This window comes from Bradyrhizobium sp. 76, assembly GCF_023073025.1.
Classification (GTDB): Bacteria; Pseudomonadota; Alphaproteobacteria; order Rhizobiales; family Xanthobacteraceae; genus Bradyrhizobium.
The window spans coordinates 374,675-395,676 of the sequence record NZ_JADPIS010000102.1; the positions used below are offsets into that span (position 1 = coordinate 374,675).

Here is a 21,002-nt window from a genome sequence, read left to right on the forward strand (position 1 = left end):
GGAGCGGAGAGGTTCTTGGCGCATCGCATTCTCATCGTGGACGACGAGGGCCACATCCGCGAGGTCATCCGCGTTGCGCTAAAGAAGGCCGGCATGGACGTGATCGAAGCGCGCGACGGCAAGGAGGCGCTGAGCCGCTTTGCCACCGACAAGCCCGATCTCATCGTGCTCGACATCGGCATGCCCGAATTCGACGGCCTCAAAGTCTGCCGCGAGGTGCGCAAAGGCTCCGACGTGCCGATCCTGTTCCTGTCGGCGCGCGACGAGGAGATCGACCGCATCCTCGGCCTCGAGATCGGCGGCGACGACTACGTGACGAAGCCGTTCAGCCCGCGCGAGCTGGTGGCACGGGTCAACGTCATCCTGCGCCGTCTCGGCCCGCGCAATGGCGAGGCCAAGGCGGGGCCGTCGGCACTCGCGCAAGGCGGCCTGTTGATCGATCCCGAGCAGCATGTCGCGTCGTTCGCCGGCACGCCGCTGAAGCTGACCGCGATCGAGTTCGGCATCTTGCGCGCGTTCCTGACCCGGCCGACCTCCGTGTTCAATCGCGAGCAGCTGATGCGGGCCGCCTACCAGCTCAACATCCAGGTCTCCGACCGCACCATCGACAGCCACATCCGCAACATCCGCGCCAAGCTCGCGGCGCTGGCCTGCGACAATGTCATCGAGACCATCCACGGCGTGGGCTTCAAGCTCGGCCGCTGCGAGAAGGACGCATGAGCGCGGCGCCGGACAAATGGCGGCCGTCGCTCACCCTGGTGATCTTCACGGTGCTGGCGACCGTCGGCGTGCTGCCGCTGGTCGGCCTGTTCTTCTTCCGTCTCTACGACAACCAGCTGATCCGCCAGACCCAGGCCGAGCTGATCGCGCAGAGCCGCGTGCTCGCGACGATCTACGCGCAGGAGGTCACGGCGCGCCTCGACAGCGGCCTGACGCTCGGCGCCGAGGTGCCGACGAACGTGCTGCCTGATCCAGGCGACCAGGTCACCCCGATCCGTCCCGCGCTTGACCTCACCGCCAACGACCTGCTGCGGCGGCGGCCAGAGGCGCAAACCGCTCCACAGCCGCCGCAGCCCGTCTATGTCGAGATCGGCGCAAAGCTGACGCCGATCATCCGCGAGACCCAAAAGGTGACGCTGGCAGGCTTTCGCATCCTCGATCCCCAAGGCGTGGTGATCGCCGGGCGGCAGGAGGTCGGGCAGTCGCTCGCCCACATCGAGGAGGTCGCGGACGCGCTGCATGGGCAATACCGCGCCACCCCTGCGCAACCGCGTGCCCGACAAGCCGCCGCCGTCGATCTATTCCTTCAGCCGCGGCCTCGGCGTCCACGTGTTTTCGGCAATGCCTGTCATCGTCAACAACCGCGTCGCGGGGGTGATCTACACGACGCGGACGCCGAGCAACATCTTCGACCATCTCTATCAGGAGCGGGCCAAGTTCGTGCTGGCGGGGCTCGCCGTGGTTCTCGGCACGATCGCGATCGGCCTCGTATTCTCGCGCACCATCACGCTGCCGATGCGCGAGCTGATCGATCGCGCCACCAGAATAGGCCGCGGCGACCGTGAGGCGTTCAGGCCGCTCCGACATTACGGTACGCGCGAGTTCGCGCAGCTCTCACACAGCTTCCTCGGCATGGCCGAACAGCTGGCGCGGCGCTCGGACTATATCGCGACGTTCTCGGCCCATCTCACCCACGAATTGAAATCGCCGCTGACCTCGATCAAGGGCGCCGCCGAGCTGTTGCAGGATTCGGTTCAGGGCAAAGCGGGCAGCCTGACGCCGGCCGAGCAGGAGACGTTCATCGCCAACATCCTGTCCGACACAAAGCGGCTGGAAGCGATGGCGCAGCGGCTGCGCGAACTCGCGCGTGCCGAAAGCCTGCCGCAAAACGAGCGCACGGAATTGGCGCCGGTGATTGCCGACCTCAGGAGCCGATTTCCGGCGAGCTCGATCGAGGCCAGCGGCAGACTCGACCTGATGATCGGCATGTCGGCCGAGAAGGCGCTGATCGTGCTGTCGCATCTCGCGGACAATGCGATGCGGCACAAGGCTGGGGCTATCACCTTGGAGGCGATCGACGAGCGCACGACCCTGCGTCTGACCGTGACCAACGACGGCGAGGCGATTTCGGCGCCGAACCGCGACAGGATCTTCGACGCGTTCTTCACCACCCGCCGCGACCAGGGCGGTACCGGGATGGGTCTCGCGATCGCGCGCGCGGTGATGGCGAGCCATGGCGGCTCGATCAGGCTCAAGCCGACCGATCAGGGCGCGGCGTTCGAGCTCCAGTTTCCAATGGGCTAGATCGCGAACACCCAGGCGGCGACGATGGTGCCGATGGTGACCAGACCGGCGATGGTCCAGCCGGCGGCGTATTCCAGTTCAGGATGACCGGTCGCCCGCATGATCTCTGCCGGATCGGCGGTATGCTTCTCTGCCATGACAGCCTCGCACGTTACTTTCCGCGTCATATGTAAGTCGCATCAGCCACCATTAGGTTCCATCACGGAAATGCGAGGAATGACGCAGCTTGGTTTGTTCGCCGATCCGCAAGCAGGGCCTGCCGGCCTTCGCTATGCCGATGACTTCGTTGAGGCCGCCGTCGAGCAGGCGCTCATCGGCCGCATCGCAGCATTGCCGCTCCAGCGCTTCCAGTTCGGTGCCTTCGAGGGCAACCGCCGGGTGGCGTCCTTCGGCTATCGCTATGACTACACAGAGCAGCGGCTGGCCGAGGCCGAGCCGATCCCGGACTGGGTGCTTCCTGTCGCGCGGCAGGTCGAGGCATGGGCGGGTCTCGCCGGCGGCAGCGTGCGGCAGGTGCTCTGCACCGAATACGACGCCGGCGTCGGCATCGGCTGGCATCGCGACAAGCCGCATTTCGACAAAATCCTCGGCCTGTCGCTGGGCTCGTCCTGCAAATTCCGCTTCCGCCGTCGTAACGGCGACAAATGGGAGCGTCACACACTCGAAGCCTTGCCGCGCTCGCTTTACATGATGGACGGCGAGGCGCGGTCGCAATGGGAGCACAGCATCCCGCCGGTCGAGGCGCGCCGCTATTCCATCACCTTCCGGACGATGAAGCAGGCCTGACCGGCCGGCCAAACAAAAAAAACGCGAAAACAACCCCATGCACAGTAGAACGGCCGTGTCGGCGCGAGGCTCGGCCCCGCGGCGTAACCGTTTGACACCTCGGGGCAAAACAGCCGCACCGCGCAAAGGCGCAAGGCCCGGCGAACTTGCCTTCCAATTCGCGTTTACATGCTAAACTGGTTCCACGCGCCGCCCGGAAGGGAAGCCGCGATGGCAGGTCCAGGGAGGCAAGATGAAAGCCGGTCGATTGATCCTCGCCTGCGCCCTCGTTGTCGGAACCGCCTCCGGCGTCGCCGATGCATCCGACGCGGCACCCGCAAAAGTCTCGGGCTCGACGGCGCTGGCACTCGCGGGGGTGATCGCGCCGCTGTCGTCGGTGCTGTCCGGCGCCGAGAAGAAGGCGATGGCGATGCTGTTCGCCGCCAACAGCGACATTCCCTACAAGAAGCCGATCGTGGTGACCGCCGATCGAATCGTTTGTCGCGCCGGTAATGTGGACATCACCATCCGGAACTGCGAGGTCACCTTCGGCAAGAAGACCAGGACGGTGAACGGCTCCACGGCCGGCGAGATCTTCGCCACCGAAGCCCTGGCCGGCATTCCGCCCGACGGCGCCGCAGGATCGAATTTCGAGAGCCTGACCAAGCTGAGTTGCACGATCGACCCCAACGCCATCCGCCGGAAGGACGGCAGCGGCGCGGATTGCACGTTCCAGCCGGGGAATTGAACCACGCGTGGAGGACGTGCCGAGAGAACCATGGGTGCCGTGAAATCGCCTCATGACCAACTAACTAATAAGGCGAATTGAAAAGACGGGCCAAACGCGCGAGCCCATATCGGGCACGCAGGGCCAACACCGACATGAAGAATTTTCTCGCATTTTTTCTGATTCTGGGCGTGACGGCAGCCTCCGCACACGGTCCGCTTCCGATGCGGTCGGCCCCGCCGTCCGATCTCGTCCGGGTCGGCCTCACCGACAACGACACCACCGCGGGCGGCACCGCGCGGCTGTGCGAGCAGGTCACCTTCTCGCGCGGCCTGCGCTACGGCGAGAGCGAAGCCAATGTGCTCGATGTCGCCACCGCCACGACCAAGGCGGACACGCCGCGGCCGGTGCTGCTGTTCGTGACCGGCGACACCTTCACCGGCGACCGCGCCGCGCCGGAGCTGTCGCGCCAGATCCAGGACCAGGCCATGTGCTTTGCCGCCCGCAACGACATGATCGGCGTGCGCGTCAACTACCGGCTGGCGCCCTCGGCGACGTGGCCGGCGGGTGCGACCGACGTGGCGGCGGCGCTGTCCTGGGTCCACGGCAATATCGACCTGTTCAACGGCGATGCCCGCGAGATCGTCGCGGTCGGCTACGGCGCCGGCGCCTTCCATGTCGCCACCCTGCTGGCCCATCCCGAACTCCAGACCGACCGCGCCGATGTCGCGGCGGTCGTGCTGGTGTCCGGGGTCTACCGCGCCGGCAAGGACGCGAGCGATAGCGAGAAGGCTTATCTCGGCAGCGACGCCAGCCAGTACAACAAGCGCTCGGTCTTTCCCGGCATCCTCAATGTCGACGTCCCGATCGTGCTGGCCTGGGCCGCGGATGATTCCGCCGGCATCACGGCGCAGGGCGAAATCCTGAAGAAGACGCTCTGCGGCGCCGGCCATTGTCCGCGTAGCGCGCTGCTGCGCAGCCGCGACGGCATCGCGAGCGCCTTCGGCCTCGACGGCTCCGGCGACAGCCTCGCCGAGCCGACGCTGCTGCTGGTGCATCAGCTCGAGGCGCGCGGGCTGCCGTAGCGATGTTGCGGACGCAGCTCCTGCAACGTCATGGCCGGGCTTGTCCCGGCCATCCACGCCTTCCTCGCGGCACAAAGCACGTGGATGCCCGGGACAAGCCCGGCCATGACGACCTCTTGCAGCCCGTCAGCACGCCTGTCGCTTTCGCCCGGGCTGCGACGCGCCGCATCGCGGCGCGCCATCCGGCCACAGCTTTGACAAACGCTTGACGTAGATCAACTCGCCTTGCTGCGGACTGAGCCGACCTCGTTGGGGGCCAACGACAAGGTGTTGAGCATGCGCGTCACCGGCAGGATGCTGTTCGTCTCGATGATCGCCTTGGCCTCGCTCGGAGCGATGTCGCAGCAACAACACTCGGATCAGCCCACCGCCGACAACGAAATCCGTATCGGCAATGTCATGCCGTATTCGGGACCGCTCTCGGAGTTCGGTGCTATTGGTCAGGCGGAAGCTGCCTATTTCGACATGGTCAACGCGCGCGGCGGCATCAACGGCCGCAAGATCCGCTTCATCACGCGCGATGACAATTCCGATCCGATGACGGCGCTGGAGCTGACGCGCAATCTGGTCGAGACGGACGACGTGCATTTGATGTTCGGATCGTTCGGCACACCCGGTAATCTCGCCACGCGCTGGTATCTGAACGCAAAGAAGATCCCACAACTGTTCGTCGCCTCCGGCGACGAGGAGCTGAGCCAGGCCAAGGCGTTTCCCTGGACCATGGGCTGGCAGCCGTCGTTCCGGTCGGAGGGGCGCATCTACGCCAACTATCTTCAGGCCTATTATCCCAGGAAGAAGATCGTGGTGCTCTGGCAGAACGACCAGTTCGGGCGTGCGCTTCTCAAGGGCATGGAGGAAGGACTTGGCGATCTGAACCGTCTCGTCCTCGTCGACATCGCCTTCGACATTGCCGATGAGCATCTCGACGGACACGTCTCGATCCTCAAGCGCGCCGGCGCCGATATTTTCGTCTTTCTCGGTGTACCGTCGACGGCGTCCAAGGTGATCAAGCTGGCGGCGGCAATGAAATGGCGCCCGGTCTTCATCGTCAACGACGCCTCGGCCTCGATCGCAAATGCGATGGCGCCCGCAGGCCTGGAGAATTCCTCCGGCGTGATCTCGGCGGCTTTCCTCAAAGATCCGAGCGATCCCGCGTGGAAAGACGATCCCGCCATGAAGGACTGGTTCGCCTTCATGGACAAATACCATCACGACGAAAGCACCAACAACAGCGCCGCGCTCTATGGCTACGCCGCGGCCGAGGCGCTGACGCAGGTGCTGAAGCAATGCGGCGACGATTTATCGCGCGAGAACATCATGCGTCAGGCGGCTTCGCTGAGGAATTATCAGCCCTCGGTCGCCCTGCCCAACATCAGGATGAACACCTCGCCGACCAGCTACCTGCCGATCAGGCAGATGCGGTTGGTCCAGTTCGACGGCCGTTCCTGGCAACCCTTCGGCGACGTGATCGAGACGGCGTTTACGGAAGGCGCGGCGCGGTGAGTTGCTTCACGCTGGCAGCGGTAGCGCACGGACAAAACGTGACTGGGAGCTCGCCCGCGGCCATCCTTCGAGACGCCCGCCTAGGCAGGCCTCAGGATGAGGTCGCGTTTTCGCAGCGAGAAATCCGACCCTCATGGTGAGGAGCCCGCCAGAGCGGGCGTCTCGGACCATGCAGGCCGAGCACGTTCGACAACCTCAACTGCGACTGCGACAGCCCTGCCTCACACCGGCTTCAGCGAGGCCAGCGCGTTCTCCAGCAGCGAGCGCACCCGCGCTGCGTCGCCGGATTTCACCACCGCGGGGTCGAGATAGAGCTCCAGCCCGGGGGCACGCTCGGTAATGATGCCGCTTGTCTCCACTGAAGCGTCGTTCAGCGCATCCACGGAGTACGGAATCACTTCGCGGCTGATGCCTTTCATCGTGATCGCGGGCAGCGCGTGGGCGCGGACGATGTCGCTGACCAGCGCGAAGGTTTCATAGCTCAGCACGATGCCGCCGGGCTCGGCGATCGATTGCAGGCGCGCGGCGAGGTTCGCCTCCGCACCGATGATGGTGTAGTCCATGCGATCGCTGCTGCCGAAATTGCCGACATTGCAATAGCCGGAATTGATGCCCATGCGCGCCTTGAACGGCAGCTCGATGCCGGAGGCGCGCCATTTCGCATTGAGCTCGGTGAGGCGGTGCTGCATGCGCCAGGCCATCTGGAGGCAGGCCTGGGCGTCGGCGCGGTCGCCCTTGGTCTCGGGATCGCCGAAGAAGATCAGCATGGCATCGCCGATGAACTTGTCGATGGTGCCGCCAAATTCGTGGGCGACCGCCGACATCTCGGTGAAATATTCGTTGAGGAGCTGGGTCAGCAACTCCGGCTGGAGCCGCTCTGCCGTCGCGGTGAAGTTCTGGATGTCCGAGAAGAAGATGGTGAGCTTCTTGCGTTCGGTGTGGATGGTGACGTCCTTCTGGCCAGAGAAGATGCTTCGGTAGACCTGCGGCGGAATGTAACGCGAGATCTTCATCGAGAGTGAGGCGAGGAAGTCGTTGGCGGATTCAAGCTCCTTGTTCATGCCCTTGATGCGGCTCGCCTGACGGCGCTGCAGCGAGAGAAACGACAAGCCGCTGCCGGCCGCGATCAGGAAATAGGCCAAGAGGAATTTGAACGAGAAGATGTTGGCGGCGATCGGCTGGGCGATGATCACCTCCTGGATGCCCCTGACGTCACCCACCTTCCAGTCCTTCTTTGGACTTTCGGGGTGGCTGTTGTGGCAGCTGACGCAGGCCGGGCCCATCGTCACCGGAGCGATCAAGCGGACCTTGTCGTTGAACAGCGAGGTCTCGGTCTCGACGATCTTCTGCTCGGGATCGTTGCGAAGCGATTCGAGCGCATCCTTCTCGAACTTGTCGAGCTGGTGCGGGGCGCGATTCTGGAACGGGAAGTCCGAGACGAAACGGTAGGTGATGTTTTCCTGCTGCGCTCCGATTACCCGCCCGAGCTCCAACGACAGCGTGGCCGGGATCGGGACCCCGCCGGGGACGGATTCGTAGTTGTGAACCACCCTGGTCGTGCCGTTCGGATTGGCGATGATGCGCCCGACCACGTTGGTCGCGTAATAGCTGCGCACGCTCGTGATCACCGAATTCAGGTCGATCGCCTGCCGGCGCAGCGCGGTCTTGCTGAGTTCGGTCAGGTCCAGCCACACTGCGAGCGGCAAAGCGAGCAGGAGGAAGGCGACCGCGGCACCGGTCAGGATGCCACTCTTGCGCTGTTCTTCGGAGATCTCTTGCTTCACTCTTTGGCTCCGTGATGAGCGTTCTTGTCTCGAACTCGGGGGATGCGGAACAGAGCCAATAAACGCGCTCCCGCGCAACCCCATTTTATGGTGGTCGCGCCAAGCGGCTTTTCGTTTCATGGCGAATGTTTAAGATCGGCATTAATCTGCATTCACTCCACCGGGAGATCCCTCAAATGACCGAGACCATCCGTATCAAGCGCTTCAATGCGCGGCCCGTCATTGTGCCGATGAACCTCCCGCTCAAAACCTCGACCGGGGCTGTCGCAAAGGCGCCGCTGGTGCTGATCGACTGTGAGACCGACCTGGGCGCGCGGGGGCACGCCTATCTGTTCTCGATCACCCCCTCGGCCTTGAAGCCATTGACGGCGATGGTCGCGGAAATGTCAGAGCTCGTCGCGGGCGATGAACTGCTGCCGTTCGAGATCGAGCGCAAGCTGACCCAGCGCTTCACGCTCTTGGGTTTGGCCGGCCTGCAGCGGCTGGCGCAATCCGGCATCGACATGGCGGCATGGGATGCGCTGGCCCGCGCTCGAAGCCTGCCGCTGGCGCGCCTGCTCGGCGGCGCGCCGAAACCGGTTCGGGCCTACAATTCGAAAGGGCTCGGCATCATGCCGGCGGGTGCCGCGGTGGAGGAAGCCCACAAGCTGCTGGCCGAGGGTTTTCAAGCCGCAAAGATCCGCGTCGGCCGTCCCGATGCGCGGGAAGACCTGAAGGTGGTGCGCGCGGTGCGCAAGGCCGTCGGCGACGACGTGACCTTGATGTGCGACTACAATCAGGCGCTGACGGTCAGCGAGGCCATTCGCCGCGGCGAGATGCTCGACGACGAGGGGCTCACCTGGATCGAGGAGCCGATTCGTCACGACGACTATTCCGGCTGCGCCCGCATCGCGGATGCGCTGCGCACCCCGGTCCAGATCGGCGAGAACTTTGACAGCGCGTTCGCGATGCAATCCGCGCTGTCGGCGGAAGCCTGCGACTACGTGATGCCCGACGTGCAACGCATCGGCGGTGTCACCGGCTGGCTGCGCGCCGCCGCGCTGGCGCATGCCGCCGGCATCGAGATGTCGACGCATCTGTTCTCGGAAGTCAGCGCGCATCTGCTCTGCGTAACGCCCACCGCGCACTGGCTGGAATATGTCGATTGGGCCGACGCGGTGCTGGCGACCCGTTTGCAGATCAAGGACGGCTTTGCCCTGCCAAGCGAGGAGCCCGGCAACGGCATTGCGTGGGACGAGGCCGCGGTGAAGAAGTATCTGGTCGAATAGGCCGCGTTCGTTGCGGCGCATCACATCGCGGACTTCGGTACCTGACGATCACCGAGCGAACACGCCATCTACGACCGAACAGCGGCAATCATACTCAGCTCGACCGGTGCGCCCCGCGGCAACTCGGCGACGCCAACAGATGTACGCGTATGACGACCGCGATCACCTATGCGCTCGATCAGCCGGTCGGAGGCGCCGTTCATGACTTGCGATTGCTGCGTAAATCCAGGCGCCGAGGCGATGTATCCAACGAGCTGCAAGACCTGGACGATCTTGTCCTCTCCGCCTGTTGCGTGGTTGATGGCCGCAATGCAGAGATCGGCGCAGAGGGCTGCCGCCTCCTGTGCGGCAGCGATGTCGACACCGGCGCCGACCTTGCCCGCGTACAGCAGGTCTTCGCCGCGACGCGGCAGCTGACCGCTGACATAGGCAATTCCGCCATGGATGATCACCGGCAGATAGTTGCCGCCGGGCTTGTTCACGCTGCTCATCTCGATACCCTGCCTTCTTCTCACATCCGGTGGAGCGTAGCGGAAGATCGGACCATGGCAGGCGCCGAGTCCCGGATCAAGGCTGCGAGGCTCTTTCCGCACATTGGGCAGCGGCAGCGCGCACTATAACGATCCCCTATGACCGCATGGCGCCCTCACCCGCACATCCGGGTCGTCGCGATCGGCCTGCACTGGCGTGACGGGCGGCTGCTCGCGGCCGAGGTTCGCGACGACGCGGGCCGGATCAAAGGCGTGCGCCCGCTCGGCGGCGAGATCGAGTTTGGCGAGAGCTGGCGGACGGCGCTCGTGCGGGAATTTTACGAAGAGCTCGGCATCGACATCACCATCACGGGCGAGCCGTCGATGATGGAGAACATCTTCCTGCACGAGGGAGCGACCGGGCATGAGATGATGTTCATCGCGGAGGTCGCGTTTCCCGGCGGCGCGTTCAGTGGCCAGGATCGAATCACTTTCCGCGAGTATAACGGGGAGCAGATCATCGCCCGCTGGTTCGACCTCGCCGACCTCGACATCGAGGGCGGGCCGAGCCTCTATCCGGCCGGGCTAAAGGACTTGCTCGCCCCGAAGAAGAAGTCCAACTGACAGACGCTCTCGCTACCACGTCTCCGCGCCCGGGATTTGCTTGCGCACCGCCCGGCGCTGGATCCAGATGCAACGCCGCACGGCCGTATTGGAGCGGCCGACTGCGGATATCCCTTGGCCGGCCTGCAGCAGTGGCGCCATGGTTTCACGCAGCGCGCGGCAGCGCTGGAACTCGGCCTGCCAGTCAATGGCGGCTGCGTCGGCCCGCGACGCAATCACCGACAATACAGCTAAGGCAAGACAGCCCGTTCGCATGGGTCGGAGTTCCTTCACCGTGATCCGCCCGGATCGCGCCGGTAGCGGAAGTCGCAATGCGGAGCGCCTTGCATGATGGTCTGCGTTCGCGTCAGCGCGACGTCGGGGCCGAAACCTTCGGCGGTCGCAAAGTCGGCGGTGCAGACCAGGAGAAAGCCGAGCTTGGGCTCGCCCAGCGCCTTGTAGAACTCGGCATAGGCGCATCGCTTCACATCAAGCGCGAAGACGTCCTCGGTCTGCTCGACAATATTGTAAGCGAGCGCGTCGTCACGGGCATAGGTCTTGAAGGCGGAGGACACCGCCTTGCCGAGATTGTTCTCGTTCTTGGCTTTCCAGAATTCCTCGCCGAAACCGCGATAGAGATCGCCGAGCGCCTTGCGCACCAGCGCGTTGGCATGCGTCTCGCCGAGTTCGGCCTGGAGCGCCTTGACCAAGGGCACCAACACCTACGCCTGGATTCTGACCTGTTCGAGCACGGAAATGCTCATGGCAAACTCACGTCGCGGACCAAGAGGATCATAGACCCTATGGGTGACGGGTAGCGATAACCCACTCTCCCAGAGGATCACGGACTGCAGCAATCATAGCCGCGAATAGCGACGATTTGCTAACTTTCCGTGGGATAAACCAAGCGGCCGTCAGCCATCATGTGCGCCGCCGGATTCATCTCGGCCAGTTTGACCTGCCCGGGTCCCATAATGTGAAACACGCTCTCGCCGCCGGCGAGCAGGTAATCGGTGATGATCCGCCGGTGGCAGCGCCACCATACCGTCTCGGCACACATGATGGCGCATCGCTGCGCTTGCCCGAGTTCGCGCAGATGCGCGAGCCCCTCGCGAAAGCTCTCGCTCACCGCATAGTCGGCATAGTTGTGAAAGCTGTCGTTCTGCCAGAAAGCATTGGTCTCGCGCGGTATCTCCCGCTTGCGGCTGCGCAGGCCGCCGAGCGAGGCGATATGCTCATAGTCGATCGAAACGGCCCCGAGTGCTTGCGACAGGGCCTCGCGATTGTATTGGGGATTGGTGCGCGAGCGGGGCACGGTGCGGACGTCGACGAGATGCGTGACGGACACGCTCTGCAACAGGACAACGAATTCACCGATTGGACGTGTGCCGTGGCCGATCGTGAAGAATGGGTGAGCCATCGCCCGTCAGCTCCGGAGCAAGTGCAACGCCCGGCCCTTATGCAAGGCGACGTGATCGGTCTTGTCGCTTTTGATCTCGTATTGCGGATCGTCGGGGCTGGCATGGTGGACGTAGCCCTTGTACTCGACGTCCTTGGTGTGCACGCGGAGGATGTGGCCGCGCACCCGGCCGGCCTCGGAATTCCAGCTGACATGGTCGCCACGCTTGAACACTTTCGGCATGGCGAACCAATGCGGGAGCGCGTCTGGACGTTCCAGGCAGCGGAGCAGAACGCTCCAGTCCGTCTCCGCTCTTCGAGCTACGCCGGACACGCTTCGCCCGAGAGGTCTTGGCTGTGCCACGCGAAGCCGAAGGCGAAGCGTGGTGGGCGCGACAGGGATCGAACCTGTGACCCCTACCATGTCAAGGTAGTGCTCTCCCGCTGAGCTACGCGCCCTAGATGTCGTCTAGATCGGGTCGGGTCCCTATAACGGCTCACGGGAGCCGGTGCAAGGACGGAAGGGGGCCGATTTAGGCCGCCAGCATCTTGTTCACTTCGCTGACCAATTCGCGCAAATGCACGGGCTTGGACAGCACCTTGGCGTTCTTGGGGGCGTCCGAATCCGAGTTCAGGGCGACCGCGGCGAAGCCGGTGATGAACATGATCTTGATGTCGGGGTCGAGTTCCGAGGCCCGGCGGGCGAGCTCGATGCCGTCCATCTCCGGCATCACGATGTCGGTGAGCAGCATCTCGAACGGCTCTTCCCGCAGCCGCTGATAGGCGGCCATGCCGTTATCGTGGGACGAGACCTGAAAACCGGCGTTTTCCAGCGCCTTGACCAGGAAACGGCGCATGTCGTTGTCGTCTTCGGCGAGCAGGATCTTTGGCATGGCGGAAATGTCGAATCCCCAGAGGATATCAGCGGAGGTCACTAAGCCCGACGGAGGGTAAATTTGGGGTGAAAATCTTTACCGTCCGCAGCTCGCGCTGCCGGACTCTTGTGAACCGGAATACGGCATGAAGCAATCGAGCCGTACCTGCCGGTCCCCACCTCGCTGCCCGCAGGGTTAAGACATGTTCCAGCGCAGATCTCATCTTTTCGCTTGGCAGGATGGTTGCGATTCCGGACAATGACGACACATAAGAGCCGCCTGATCGGCCGAATCAATGCGTTAAGGCCGGTGCTGGGCTTGTTGGATCGTGCGGCGCCAAGGGCGAAGCCTGATACGGAGAGGCGAAGCCTGATACCAAGGGGCGAAGCCTGATTGCCAAGGGATGAAGCCTGACACCAAGGGACGAAGCCTGAGAAGATGACCCGGTTTGACGGCGACAAGTCGCCCGCCTTCGAGATCGTTGAGCCCGCGCAATGGCGCGCGCCGATTATCTTCAACTCGCCCCATTCCGGCTCGACCTATCCGGACGAATTCCTCATCGCCTCCAGGATCGACCTGCCGACGCTGCGGCGTTCCGAAGATTCCTTCATGGACGAGCTGATCGGCCATCTCAGCGAGCGCGGCTTTCCGACCGTGCGGGTCAACTTTCCGCGCTCCTATGTCGACGTCAATCGTGAACCCTATGAGCTCGATCCCCGGATGTTCACCGGGCGCCTGCCGAGCTTTGCCAACACCCGCTCGATGCGGGTCGCCGGCGGGCTCGGCACCATTCCGCGCGTGGTCGGCGACGGCCAGGAGATCTATCGCGAGCGCATCCTGGTCGACGACGCGCTGGGGCGGATCGAGACGCTGTACAAGCCCTATCATCGCGCGCTGCGCCGGCTGATCAACAAGGTGCACCAGATGTTCGGCACCGTCGTGCTGGTCGACTGCCATTCGATGCCCTCGGTCGGCGTCTCCCGCGACGAGCCGCGGCGGCCCGACATCGTGATCGGCGACCGCTACGGCACCAGCTGCACGCCGCTATTGCCCGACCGGGTCGAGGAGACCATGTCCGGGCTCGGCTATTCGATCGGCCGCAACAAGCCCTATGCCGGCGGCTTCATCACCGAGCATTACGGTAACCCGGCCAGCGGCCTCCACGCCGTGCAGCTCGAGCTCAACCGCGCGATCTACATGGACGAGCGGCGGCGCGAGCGCAGTCCGTGCTTTGCGCAAGTGGCGTCGGACTTCGGCGTGCTCGCCGACGTGCTGGCGACCACGGTCCCGTTCGGCGATCTCGGCCCGTTCCAGGCCGCGGCGGAATAAGCGCGACGTTTTTCTTCGAACAATGGTGTTGGGTGCGATCAGCGCGTGCGCGTTTCGCGGCGCGCATTGAAATGAAAGCCAAGGCTTAAAGAAATGAGAGGCTGAAAGAAAAAAGGGCCGCTTCTAATGAAGAAGCGGCCCAAGTCTAGGGAGGAAACGCCCAAGGAGGGCAGCAGTAACGCGAGAAGCGCTACCGCACCGCAACAATATGCGGCCGCGACGCACAAAGTGCAAGGGCTTTCGAGCGGTTTCCCATGCAATGAGGACATAGCTCGGTTGCTTCCAGAGAAACCCGGATTCAGCTCCTTTGATAAGTAAATTCAATGGGTTGATAATCATTTGCATACCAACGAGGCAAATCCGGAACTAAGGTTTCAACTCAATGATCGATATTTGCCCAGCGGGTGTCTTTGACGAGGCGAACGCTTCCGGCATCCAAAATACCAGGGTGCAAAAGCAAGACAGCGCTGCACGATCCTTCCGATTTGAGCTAGGCAGGAGTGAGCTTCACCCGACTTTCGCTTTTTGAGGATACGCCGTGACGGTGATCGATTTCTCCGCCTTCATCGGACGGCTCGCCACCGCCTCCGGCGAAACCATCCTGCCGTTCTTCCGCACCTCGCTGTCGATCGAGGACAAGAGCAAGACCAAGGATTTCGACCCCGTAACCGAGGCCGACCGCGCCGCGGAGGCGGTGATGCGGCGTCTGATCAAGGCCAACTTTCCCCAGCACGGCATCGTCGGCGAGGAATTCGGCAACGAGCGCGAGGATTCGGATTACGTCTGGGTGCTCGACCCCATCGACGGCACCAAATCCTTCATCGGCGGCTTTCCGATCTGGGGCACGCTGATCGCGCTCCTGCACAAGGGCACGCCGGTCTACGGCATGATGCACCAGCCCTTCATCGGCGAACGCTTTTCCGGCGACAGCGGCTCGGCTCATTATAATGGCCCCTCCGGCGAGCGCCGGCTCCAGGTCCGGCGCTGTGCTTCGCTGTCGGAGGCGACGACCTACACCACCAGCCCGCTGCTGATGAACGAGCGCGACCGCGCCATCTTCGGCCGCATCGAGAAGGGCGCGCGGCTGTCGCGCTATGGCGGCGACTGCTACTCCTATTGCATGCTGGCGGCGGGTCACGTCGATCTCGTGGTCGAGACCGAGCTGAAGCCTTACGACATCGCAGCCCTGATCCCGATCGTGACCGGCGCTGGCGGCGTCGTCACCACCTGGGAAGGCAAGCCGGCGCAGGGCGGCGGCCGCATCGTCGCGGCCGGCGACGCCAGGGTTCACGAAGAAGCACTGAAACTGCTCAACGGATAAGCGATTTATTGTTTGCGCATGATCCTCTCGGAAAACCGCTGCACACTTTTCCGGATCATGCTTCAGGGAGCCTGCATGACCAACCGGCGCACGCTCCTTCTCGCGGCCTTGCTTCTGTTTCCGACCCTGGCCTGCGCCCAGAATTTCCCGGCCAAGCCAATCAAGCTGATCGTGCCGTTCCCGGCCGGCGGCCCCAACGACATCATCGCGCGGGTGATCGGCCAGCGCATGTCGGAGCTGTCAGGGCAGCCGGTGCTGATCGACAATCGCGGCGGCCAAGGTGGCGTCCTCGGCACCGATGCCATCTCCAAGGCTGCCCCTGACGGCTATACCATCGCGATCTCCTCGGCCGGCGCGCTCGCCATCAGCCCGAGCATGGAGCGGGTCGCCTACGATACGCTCAACGACCTCACGCCGGTGACGCTGGTCGCAACCGTGCCGGAAATGTTGGTGGTGGCGACCAATGTGCCCGCAAAGGACATCGGCGAATTGATCGCGCTCGCCAAGGCGCAGCCGGGAAAACTCAACTTCGCCTCCTCCGGCCCCGGCAGCCTGCCGCATCTCGCCGGGGAATTGTTCAAGCTGACGGCCAAAATCGACATCGTGCACGTGCCCTATCGCGGCGCGGCGCCGGCCGTGAACGATCTGCTGGGCCAGCAGGTGCAGATGACGTTCCTGGACCTCCCCGTGCTGCTGCCGCAGGTCAAGGCGGGCGCCCTGCGACCGATCGCAGTTGGCTCCGCCGAGCGTTCGCCGACGGCGCCTGATGTGCCGACCACCGCGGAAGCCGGCTTTGCCGATCTGCGCATCGAGAACTGGTACGGCATGGTCGCGCCGAAGGGCACGCCGAAGGAGATCGTCACCGCGCTGCATGGTCTGGCCACGAAGGCGATGGCGGATCCCGCGGTGAAGGAAAAGCTCGCCGCCCAGGGCGCAACCCTGGTCGGCGATGAGCCGGAGCATTTTCGCAGCTTCATCGCGGACGAGACCAAGAAATGGGCGAAAGTGATCAAGGACGCCGGCGTGGAGACCGCGAAGTAGCGCAGCTCACACCGCCGCAGCCCGCAAATGCTCCACCAGCATCTTGGCCGGGCGCGGCAGCGTCTTGAAGCTTCGCGCGCAGATCACGAGTTTGCGGTTGGCCCAGCTATCGCGCAGGCGGACCATGGCGAGCGGCATCAGTTTTGCGCAGCGGCGGGCCGCGGCTTCGGGCACCAGCGCGACGCCGACATCGGCGGCGACCATCTGGCAGATCGCGTCGAAGTCGCGCAGGCGCGCGCGGTAATGCGGCCGCATGCCGAGCCGCGCCGCGTGCTTCGATATATGCACCTGAAGCGCGGTGGCGCTGGTCAGCCCGACGAACTCGCAAGCGCCCGCCTCCTGGAAATCGATCGCGCGGCGGCCCGCGAACGGGCCGCGCCTGGACGTTACCAGCGTCAGGCGATCCTCGCTGAAGGCGAATCGCTCGATATGATCGGGCAGCGCGTGCTCGGCGGCAAAGCCGAGATCGGCCGCGCCCGCAGTGATCGCGGCCGCGATGTCGGTGCTCTCGCGCTCCTCGATGTCGATGGCGACGTCGCGGTGCTCGCGCAGGAAGCCGGCAAGCGCCTTCGGCAGATGCTCCGAGAGGCCGGAGGTATTGGCGAGGAAATGCACGCTCGCGCGCACGCCGCTGGCAAAGCCGGCGAGATCGCCGCGCATGGCGTCGATCTGGTGGATGACGAGACGGGCGTGATCGAGCAGGCTCTCGCCGGCCGCGGTCAATTCGACGCCGCGGCGCCCGCGCTTGAGCAGCGCGACGCCGAGTGCATCCTCCAGCCCCTTGATGCGCGCGCTGGCCGAGGCCAGGGCCAGATGCGACCGCTCCGCGCCGCGGGTGATGCTGCGCTGGTCGGCGACCGCGATGAACAGCTGGAGGTCGACGAGGTCGAAGCGCATCCCGGGTCCCTTCAGCCTTCGTTCCAGACGAAGGTTTTCTCCGTAAGCTACAGATTGTGCCGAAGCGCGGCATCGGTCAATGTGCAGATATGATCGACCCGCTCCTCGTTCTCATCGCCGCCGTTTTCCTGATTGCCGGATTCGTCAAGGGCGTGGTCGGACTCGGCCTGCCGACCGTGTCCATGGGCCTGCTCGCGGTGAGCATGACGCCAAGCCGCGCGATCGCCATCGTGATCGTACCCGCCATCCTCACCAACATCTGGCAGACTTTCGTCGGCCCCCATTTGCGCGACATCCTGAGGCGGCTGTGGCCACTGATGATCGGCACCGTGATCGGGTGCTGGCTCAATGCCGGCGCGCTCACCGGTCCGCATGCGCGCTACGGCACGATCGTGCTCGGCGCACTCCTGGTCATCTACGCAATCATCGGGCTGAACAAATTCCAGTTTCACGTGGCGCCAAAGAACGAGAAATGGGTCGGCGGCGTGGTCGGCTTGGTCACCGGCGTGATCTCGGCCTCGACCGGCGTGCAGGTGATCCCCTCGATGCCGTTCATGCAGGCGATCGGCATGGAGAAGGACGAGCTGGTGCAGGCGCTCGGCGTGTTTTTCACGACAGCGACACTGGCGCTCGCCTTCAACCTCACCGCCGGCGGATTGCTGACGCCGGCCAACGCGGTGCCGGGCGCCGTCGGCATGGCCTGCGCGTTTGCCGGCATGTATATCGGCCAAACGGTGCGGGCGCGGATGCCGGCGGAAGCGTTTCGCCGCTGGTTCCTGATCGCGATGATCCTGCTCGGCCTCTATCTCGCCGGCAGCGCGGTGCTGAAGGAATTCGCGTAAAGGACGTTACCGCGTCTCCAGCATGGCGACTCGGATGCCGAGATAGATGAAGAGGCCGCCGAGGGCACGGTTGACCCAGGCGACCGCGCCTTCGGAGCTCCGCAAGCGGTGGGCGGCCTTTGCCGCGAACGCCGCCAGCACCAGGCACCACAGCGTTCCCGTGCAGATGAAGATCAGGCCGAGCGTCAGGAAGGCGAGCGGCTTGTGCGCCGAGTCGGCTGCGACGAATTGCGGCAGGAAGGCCAGGAAGAACAGCGCGACCTTGGGATTGAGCGCGTTGGTGAAGACGCCCTGGAGGAAAACCCGCCGCAGCGAGCTCTGCACCGGCTCGTCGATGGCCGAGGCCAGCACCGGGCGCGACCACAGCATCTGAAGCCCGGTCACGACGAGATAGGCCGCTCCGACCAGCTTCAGGATCGAGAACGCGGTCGACGAGGCCATCAGCAGGGCCGAAAGGCCGATTGCCGCGCCCGCGACGTGGAAAAAGCAGCCGCAACTGATGCCCAGCGCGGCCGCGGCGCCACCTCGCCAGCCCAGCTGCATGCTGCGGCCGATCACATAGACCGTATCAGGCCCCGGCGTGATGTTGAGCAGCACGCCTGACAGGACGAAGAGCCAGATTTCGTGAATGCCCAGCATGTGTGACGTGCCTCCGTCGCCCAACCATGGCCCAAGAGGCCGGCTTAGTGGGTTCGCTCGTCCCCGTCCACTGCCGGGATTGCCGGGGATTTACCTCGAATTTGCAATGCGGTTCGTACTTTCGCTCAGCCTCATCTGCTCTATAAGGAACGGGTTCTTTGATCGCGGGATTCGAGGCGACTGCGACGCCGTGGCCGGTCCTCGATTTCTTCCAAGTCTCTTGCAAGTCTCTTGGAGCTCCGGAATATGGAAAGACGTCTGGCTGCCATTGTCTGCGCCGATGTCGCCGGCTATTCGCGCATGATGGGCACCGATGAGGCCGGCACCCATGCCGCCTTCAAGGCCCATCGCAGCGCGATCCACCCCATCATCCTCAATCACGGCGGCCGCGTCGTCAAAAACACCGGCGACGGCTTCCTGCTGGAATTCCCCTCGATCGTCGGCGCCACCGAGGCCGCGATCGCGATGCAGACGCTGATGGCGGAGCGCAATCACCATCTGCCCGCCGATCGCGCCATGCAATTCCGCCTCGGGATCCATATGGGTGACGTCATCGCCGACGAGGACGAGGTCTTCGGTGACGATGTCAACATTGCCGTCCGCCTCGAAGCCGTGGCGAGCCCCGGCGGCTTCGCGATCTCGGCCAAGGCCTACAAGGAGGCCAGCAAGCATCTCACCGTGCCGCTGGTCGATGCCGGCAACCACCGCTTCAAGAACATCAAGGATCCGATCGGGGTCTGGACTTGGACACCTGAGGGTGCACCGGCGCTTGCGCCCGCGCTGAGGGAGGCATCCGCCCTCTCGCAGCAGTACCGCACGGCGATCGTCGGCGTGCTGCCCTTTGCCAATCTCAGCGACGCACAGGACGAGTATTTCTCCGACGGCCTGACCGAGGATCTGATCCACGCGCTGTCGCTGCAATCCTTCTACCGCGTGCTGAGCCGCAACTCGACTTTCGTGTTCAAGGGCAACAACGTCAGCACCCGCCTGATCGCGCGGGAGATCGACGCTAGCTATCTGATCCAGGGTTCGGTGCGGCGTGCCGGAGCCAAGATCCGCGTCACCGCCGAGCTGATCGCGCCGGAGACCGGCGAGCAGCTCTGGACAGGCCGCTACGACCGCGACATGGGCGATCTCTTCGCGATGCAGGACGAGATCACCACCAACCTGTCCGCCGCCATCGCCACCGAGATCGTCCGGGCCGAGGCCTCGGCGCCGGCGCGGCTCTCGACCGACGTCACCGCCTGGGACCGCTTCCTCAAGGGGCTGTCGCACTATTATCGGCAAACCAAGGAAGACCTTGCCGTCGCCGTCGATCTGTTCCGGGAGGCCATCAGGCTCGAGCCCAAGCTGTCGATTGCGCACGCCTATCTCGCCACGATCCAGATCCAGAGCATCCAGTTCGGCTGGGTCAAGGGCACGCGCGAGATGTGGGCCGAGGCGATGAAGCTTGCCGAAACCAGCGTCCGGCTCGATCCGCGCTCGTCATTTGCGTTCTCGATCCTGTCCTGGACCCACGCGCTGGAGGGCCATTACGAGGCCGCGATGGACGCCGCCAAGCGCGCCGTCGCGCTCAACCCCTACGACAACGGCGCGCGCGGCGTGCTCGGCATCTGCCATTTCGCCATCGGCGAGCACCGCGAGGCGATCGAGCTGTTCTCGCTGGCCGCACAGCGCGACAACAGCGATCCGCGCTACCAATGGGCCGCGCTGAACGCCTTCAGCCATTATCTGCTGGGCCAATATGACGCGACCCTGTCATGGGCTCGAGAACAGCTCTACATCAACCCGAACCATTTGCAGGCGCTGGCAATCCGCGCCGCGGCGCTGGCGCAATTGGGGCGGGGCGACGAGGCGGTCGAGGCGACCCGCGTGCTCGTGGCTAACTACCCGACCCTGAATGTCGACCGTCATTTGCGCAATTTCCACTGGAAGCGGCCCGAGGACCTCGCCCATTACCGCGCCGGACTCTTGAATGCGGGTGTGCCGCTCGGCAAACTGACCCTGGTTTCGAGCGACGTCAAACGCGTCGCCGAATCCTGAGGGCCAGCCGCGGCCACGCGGCAATGTCCCCTCCGCCTTTATTGACACGACAGTGAATTCAGCCACACTCCGGTACACGCTGAAGTAGTATAATGTGTTGTCGGTTTG

22 protein-coding genes, 1 tRNA gene and 1 pseudogene are annotated in these 21,002 nt (G+C 64.2%); 13 read left to right on the plus strand and 11 right to left on the minus strand.

What is annotated here, in order from left to right; all coding sequences use genetic code 11:
• Window positions 1-15: 15 nt before the first annotated feature.
• Together IVB48_RS25705 and IVB48_RS25710 are read left to right on the plus strand one after the other, a co-directional pair.
• Window positions 16-720, plus strand: a complete 705-nt coding sequence (locus tag IVB48_RS25705) for a response regulator transcription factor (protein WP_247404119.1) — start codon at window positions 16-18, stop codon at window positions 718-720.
• A pseudogene (locus IVB48_RS25710) lies at window positions 717-2,304 on the plus strand (ATP-binding protein). Before IVB48_RS25705 ends, IVB48_RS25710 begins: the two are co-directional and overlap by 4 nt.
• On the opposite strand, the gene IVB48_RS25715 reads toward IVB48_RS25710, so the two are convergent.
• Window positions 2,301-2,441 carry a hypothetical protein gene (locus tag IVB48_RS25715; RefSeq protein WP_007597071.1) on the minus strand — a complete coding sequence of 47 codons (141 nt, stop codon included), beginning with the start codon at window positions 2,439-2,441 and terminating at the stop codon, window positions 2,301-2,303. The pseudogene IVB48_RS25710 and the gene IVB48_RS25715 sit on opposite strands and share 4 nt — an antisense overlap.
• A 79-nt stretch (window positions 2,442-2,520) precedes the next feature.
• Between IVB48_RS25715 and IVB48_RS25720 the strand changes: the two genes are divergently transcribed.
• The 4 genes from IVB48_RS25720 (at window position 2,521) to IVB48_RS25735 (ending at window position 6,384) form a co-directional block, all read left to right on the plus strand.
• Entirely contained in the window at window positions 2,521-3,090 is a 570-nt protein-coding gene (locus IVB48_RS25720; RefSeq protein ID WP_247404122.1) for an alpha-ketoglutarate-dependent dioxygenase AlkB, read from the plus strand.
• A gap of 232 nt (window positions 3,091-3,322) precedes the next feature.
• The gene (locus tag IVB48_RS25725) at window positions 3,323-3,817 is read left to right on the plus strand and encodes a hypothetical protein (protein ID WP_247404125.1); all 495 of its coding nucleotides are present in this window, start codon (window positions 3,323-3,325) and stop codon (window positions 3,815-3,817) included.
• Window positions 3,818-3,951: 134 nt separating this feature from the next.
• The gene (locus IVB48_RS25730) at window positions 3,952-4,881 is read left to right on the plus strand and encodes a carboxylesterase family protein (protein WP_247404128.1); all 930 of its coding nucleotides are present in this window, start codon (window positions 3,952-3,954) and stop codon (window positions 4,879-4,881) included.
• Between the two features lie 276 nt (window positions 4,882-5,157).
• Window positions 5,158-6,384 (plus strand): ABC transporter substrate-binding protein, encoded by a 1,227-nt coding sequence (locus tag IVB48_RS25735; protein ID WP_247404367.1) that lies wholly within the window; start codon window positions 5,158-5,160, stop codon window positions 6,382-6,384.
• 221 nt (window positions 6,385-6,605) lie between these two features.
• Here IVB48_RS25735 and IVB48_RS25740 read toward each other — a convergent pair whose 3' ends face one another.
• Window positions 6,606-8,168, minus strand: coding sequence for an adenylate/guanylate cyclase domain-containing protein (locus IVB48_RS25740; protein ID WP_027565513.1), 1,563 nt, complete (start codon window positions 8,166-8,168; stop codon window positions 6,606-6,608).
• A 176-nt stretch (window positions 8,169-8,344) separates the two neighbouring features.
• Between IVB48_RS25740 and IVB48_RS25745 the strand changes: the two genes are divergently transcribed.
• Window positions 8,345-9,436 carry an enolase C-terminal domain-like protein gene (locus IVB48_RS25745; protein WP_247404131.1) on the plus strand — a complete coding sequence of 364 codons (1,092 nt, stop codon included), beginning with the start codon at window positions 8,345-8,347 and terminating at the stop codon, window positions 9,434-9,436.
• Between the two features lie 68 nt (window positions 9,437-9,504).
• Here IVB48_RS25745 and IVB48_RS25750 read toward each other — a convergent pair whose 3' ends face one another.
• Entirely contained in the window at window positions 9,505-9,927 is a 423-nt protein-coding gene (locus IVB48_RS25750; protein WP_247404133.1) for a RidA family protein, read from the minus strand.
• Between the two features lie 138 nt (window positions 9,928-10,065).
• On the opposite strand from IVB48_RS25750, the gene IVB48_RS25755 reads away from it, so the two are divergent.
• Window positions 10,066-10,530 (plus strand): NUDIX hydrolase, encoded by a 465-nt coding sequence (locus IVB48_RS25755; protein ID WP_247404137.1) that lies wholly within the window; start codon window positions 10,066-10,068, stop codon window positions 10,528-10,530.
• Window positions 10,531-10,542: 12 nt separating this feature from the next.
• Here IVB48_RS25755 and IVB48_RS25760 read toward each other — a convergent pair whose 3' ends face one another.
• The 6 genes from IVB48_RS25760 to IVB48_RS25785 form a co-directional block, all read right to left on the minus strand.
• Complete coding sequence (locus IVB48_RS25760) at window positions 10,543-10,785, minus strand: hypothetical protein (RefSeq protein ID WP_247404141.1); 243 nt, start codon at window positions 10,783-10,785, stop codon at window positions 10,543-10,545.
• Between the two features lie 14 nt (window positions 10,786-10,799).
• Window positions 10,800-11,231, minus strand: a complete 432-nt coding sequence (locus IVB48_RS25765; protein WP_247404144.1) for an L-2-amino-thiazoline-4-carboxylic acid hydrolase — start codon at window positions 11,229-11,231, stop codon at window positions 10,800-10,802.
• A gap of 161 nt (window positions 11,232-11,392) precedes the next feature.
• Window positions 11,393-11,929: a DUF488 domain-containing protein gene (locus IVB48_RS25770; RefSeq protein ID WP_247404147.1), complete on the minus strand. Its 537-nt coding sequence runs from the start codon at window positions 11,927-11,929 to the stop codon at window positions 11,393-11,395.
• Window positions 11,930-11,935: 6 nt separating this feature from the next.
• A complete protein-coding gene (locus tag IVB48_RS25775; RefSeq protein WP_027565519.1) occupies window positions 11,936-12,151 on the minus strand; it encodes a DUF2945 domain-containing protein in 216 nt (71 codons plus the stop codon).
• 140 nt (window positions 12,152-12,291) lie between these two features.
• A tRNA-Val gene (locus IVB48_RS25780) sits at window positions 12,292-12,366 on the minus strand.
• Between the two features lie 74 nt (window positions 12,367-12,440).
• On the minus strand, window positions 12,441-12,800 hold the full coding sequence (locus IVB48_RS25785) for a response regulator (RefSeq protein ID WP_007597092.1): 360 nt from the start codon (window positions 12,798-12,800) through the stop codon (window positions 12,441-12,443).
• A gap of 420 nt (window positions 12,801-13,220) precedes the next feature.
• On the opposite strand from IVB48_RS25785, the gene IVB48_RS25790 reads away from it, so the two are divergent.
• From IVB48_RS25790 to IVB48_RS25800, 3 genes are all read left to right on the plus strand, one after another.
• Window positions 13,221-14,111 carry an N-formylglutamate amidohydrolase gene (locus tag IVB48_RS25790; protein ID WP_247404150.1) on the plus strand — a complete coding sequence of 297 codons (891 nt, stop codon included), beginning with the start codon at window positions 13,221-13,223 and terminating at the stop codon, window positions 14,109-14,111.
• 538 nt (window positions 14,112-14,649) lie between these two features.
• Window positions 14,650-15,432 carry a histidinol-phosphatase gene (gene hisN / locus IVB48_RS25795; protein WP_247284704.1) on the plus strand — a complete coding sequence of 261 codons (783 nt, stop codon included), beginning with the start codon at window positions 14,650-14,652 and terminating at the stop codon, window positions 15,430-15,432.
• Window positions 15,433-15,507: 75 nt separating this feature from the next.
• Window positions 15,508-16,473: a tripartite tricarboxylate transporter substrate binding protein gene (locus tag IVB48_RS25800; RefSeq protein ID WP_247404153.1), complete on the plus strand. Its 966-nt coding sequence runs from the start codon at window positions 15,508-15,510 to the stop codon at window positions 16,471-16,473.
• A 6-nt stretch (window positions 16,474-16,479) separates the two neighbouring features.
• Here the strand turns inward: IVB48_RS25800 and IVB48_RS25805 are convergent, their stop codons facing one another.
• Entirely contained in the window at window positions 16,480-17,370 is an 891-nt protein-coding gene (locus tag IVB48_RS25805) for a LysR substrate-binding domain-containing protein (RefSeq protein ID WP_027565523.1), read from the minus strand.
• An 89-nt stretch (window positions 17,371-17,459) separates the two neighbouring features.
• On the opposite strand from IVB48_RS25805, the gene IVB48_RS25810 reads away from it, so the two are divergent.
• A complete protein-coding gene (locus IVB48_RS25810) occupies window positions 17,460-18,212 on the plus strand; it encodes a sulfite exporter TauE/SafE family protein (protein ID WP_247404156.1) in 753 nt (250 codons plus the stop codon).
• A gap of 6 nt (window positions 18,213-18,218) precedes the next feature.
• Here the strand turns inward: IVB48_RS25810 and IVB48_RS25815 are convergent, their stop codons facing one another.
• Window positions 18,219-18,851, minus strand: a complete 633-nt coding sequence (locus IVB48_RS25815) for a LysE family translocator (protein WP_247404159.1) — start codon at window positions 18,849-18,851, stop codon at window positions 18,219-18,221.
• A 246-nt stretch (window positions 18,852-19,097) separates the two neighbouring features.
• Between IVB48_RS25815 and IVB48_RS25820 the strand changes: the two genes are divergently transcribed.
• Entirely contained in the window at window positions 19,098-20,894 is a 1,797-nt protein-coding gene (locus tag IVB48_RS25820; protein WP_247404161.1) for a tetratricopeptide repeat protein, read from the plus strand.
• Window positions 20,895-21,002: the final 108 nt, after the last annotated feature.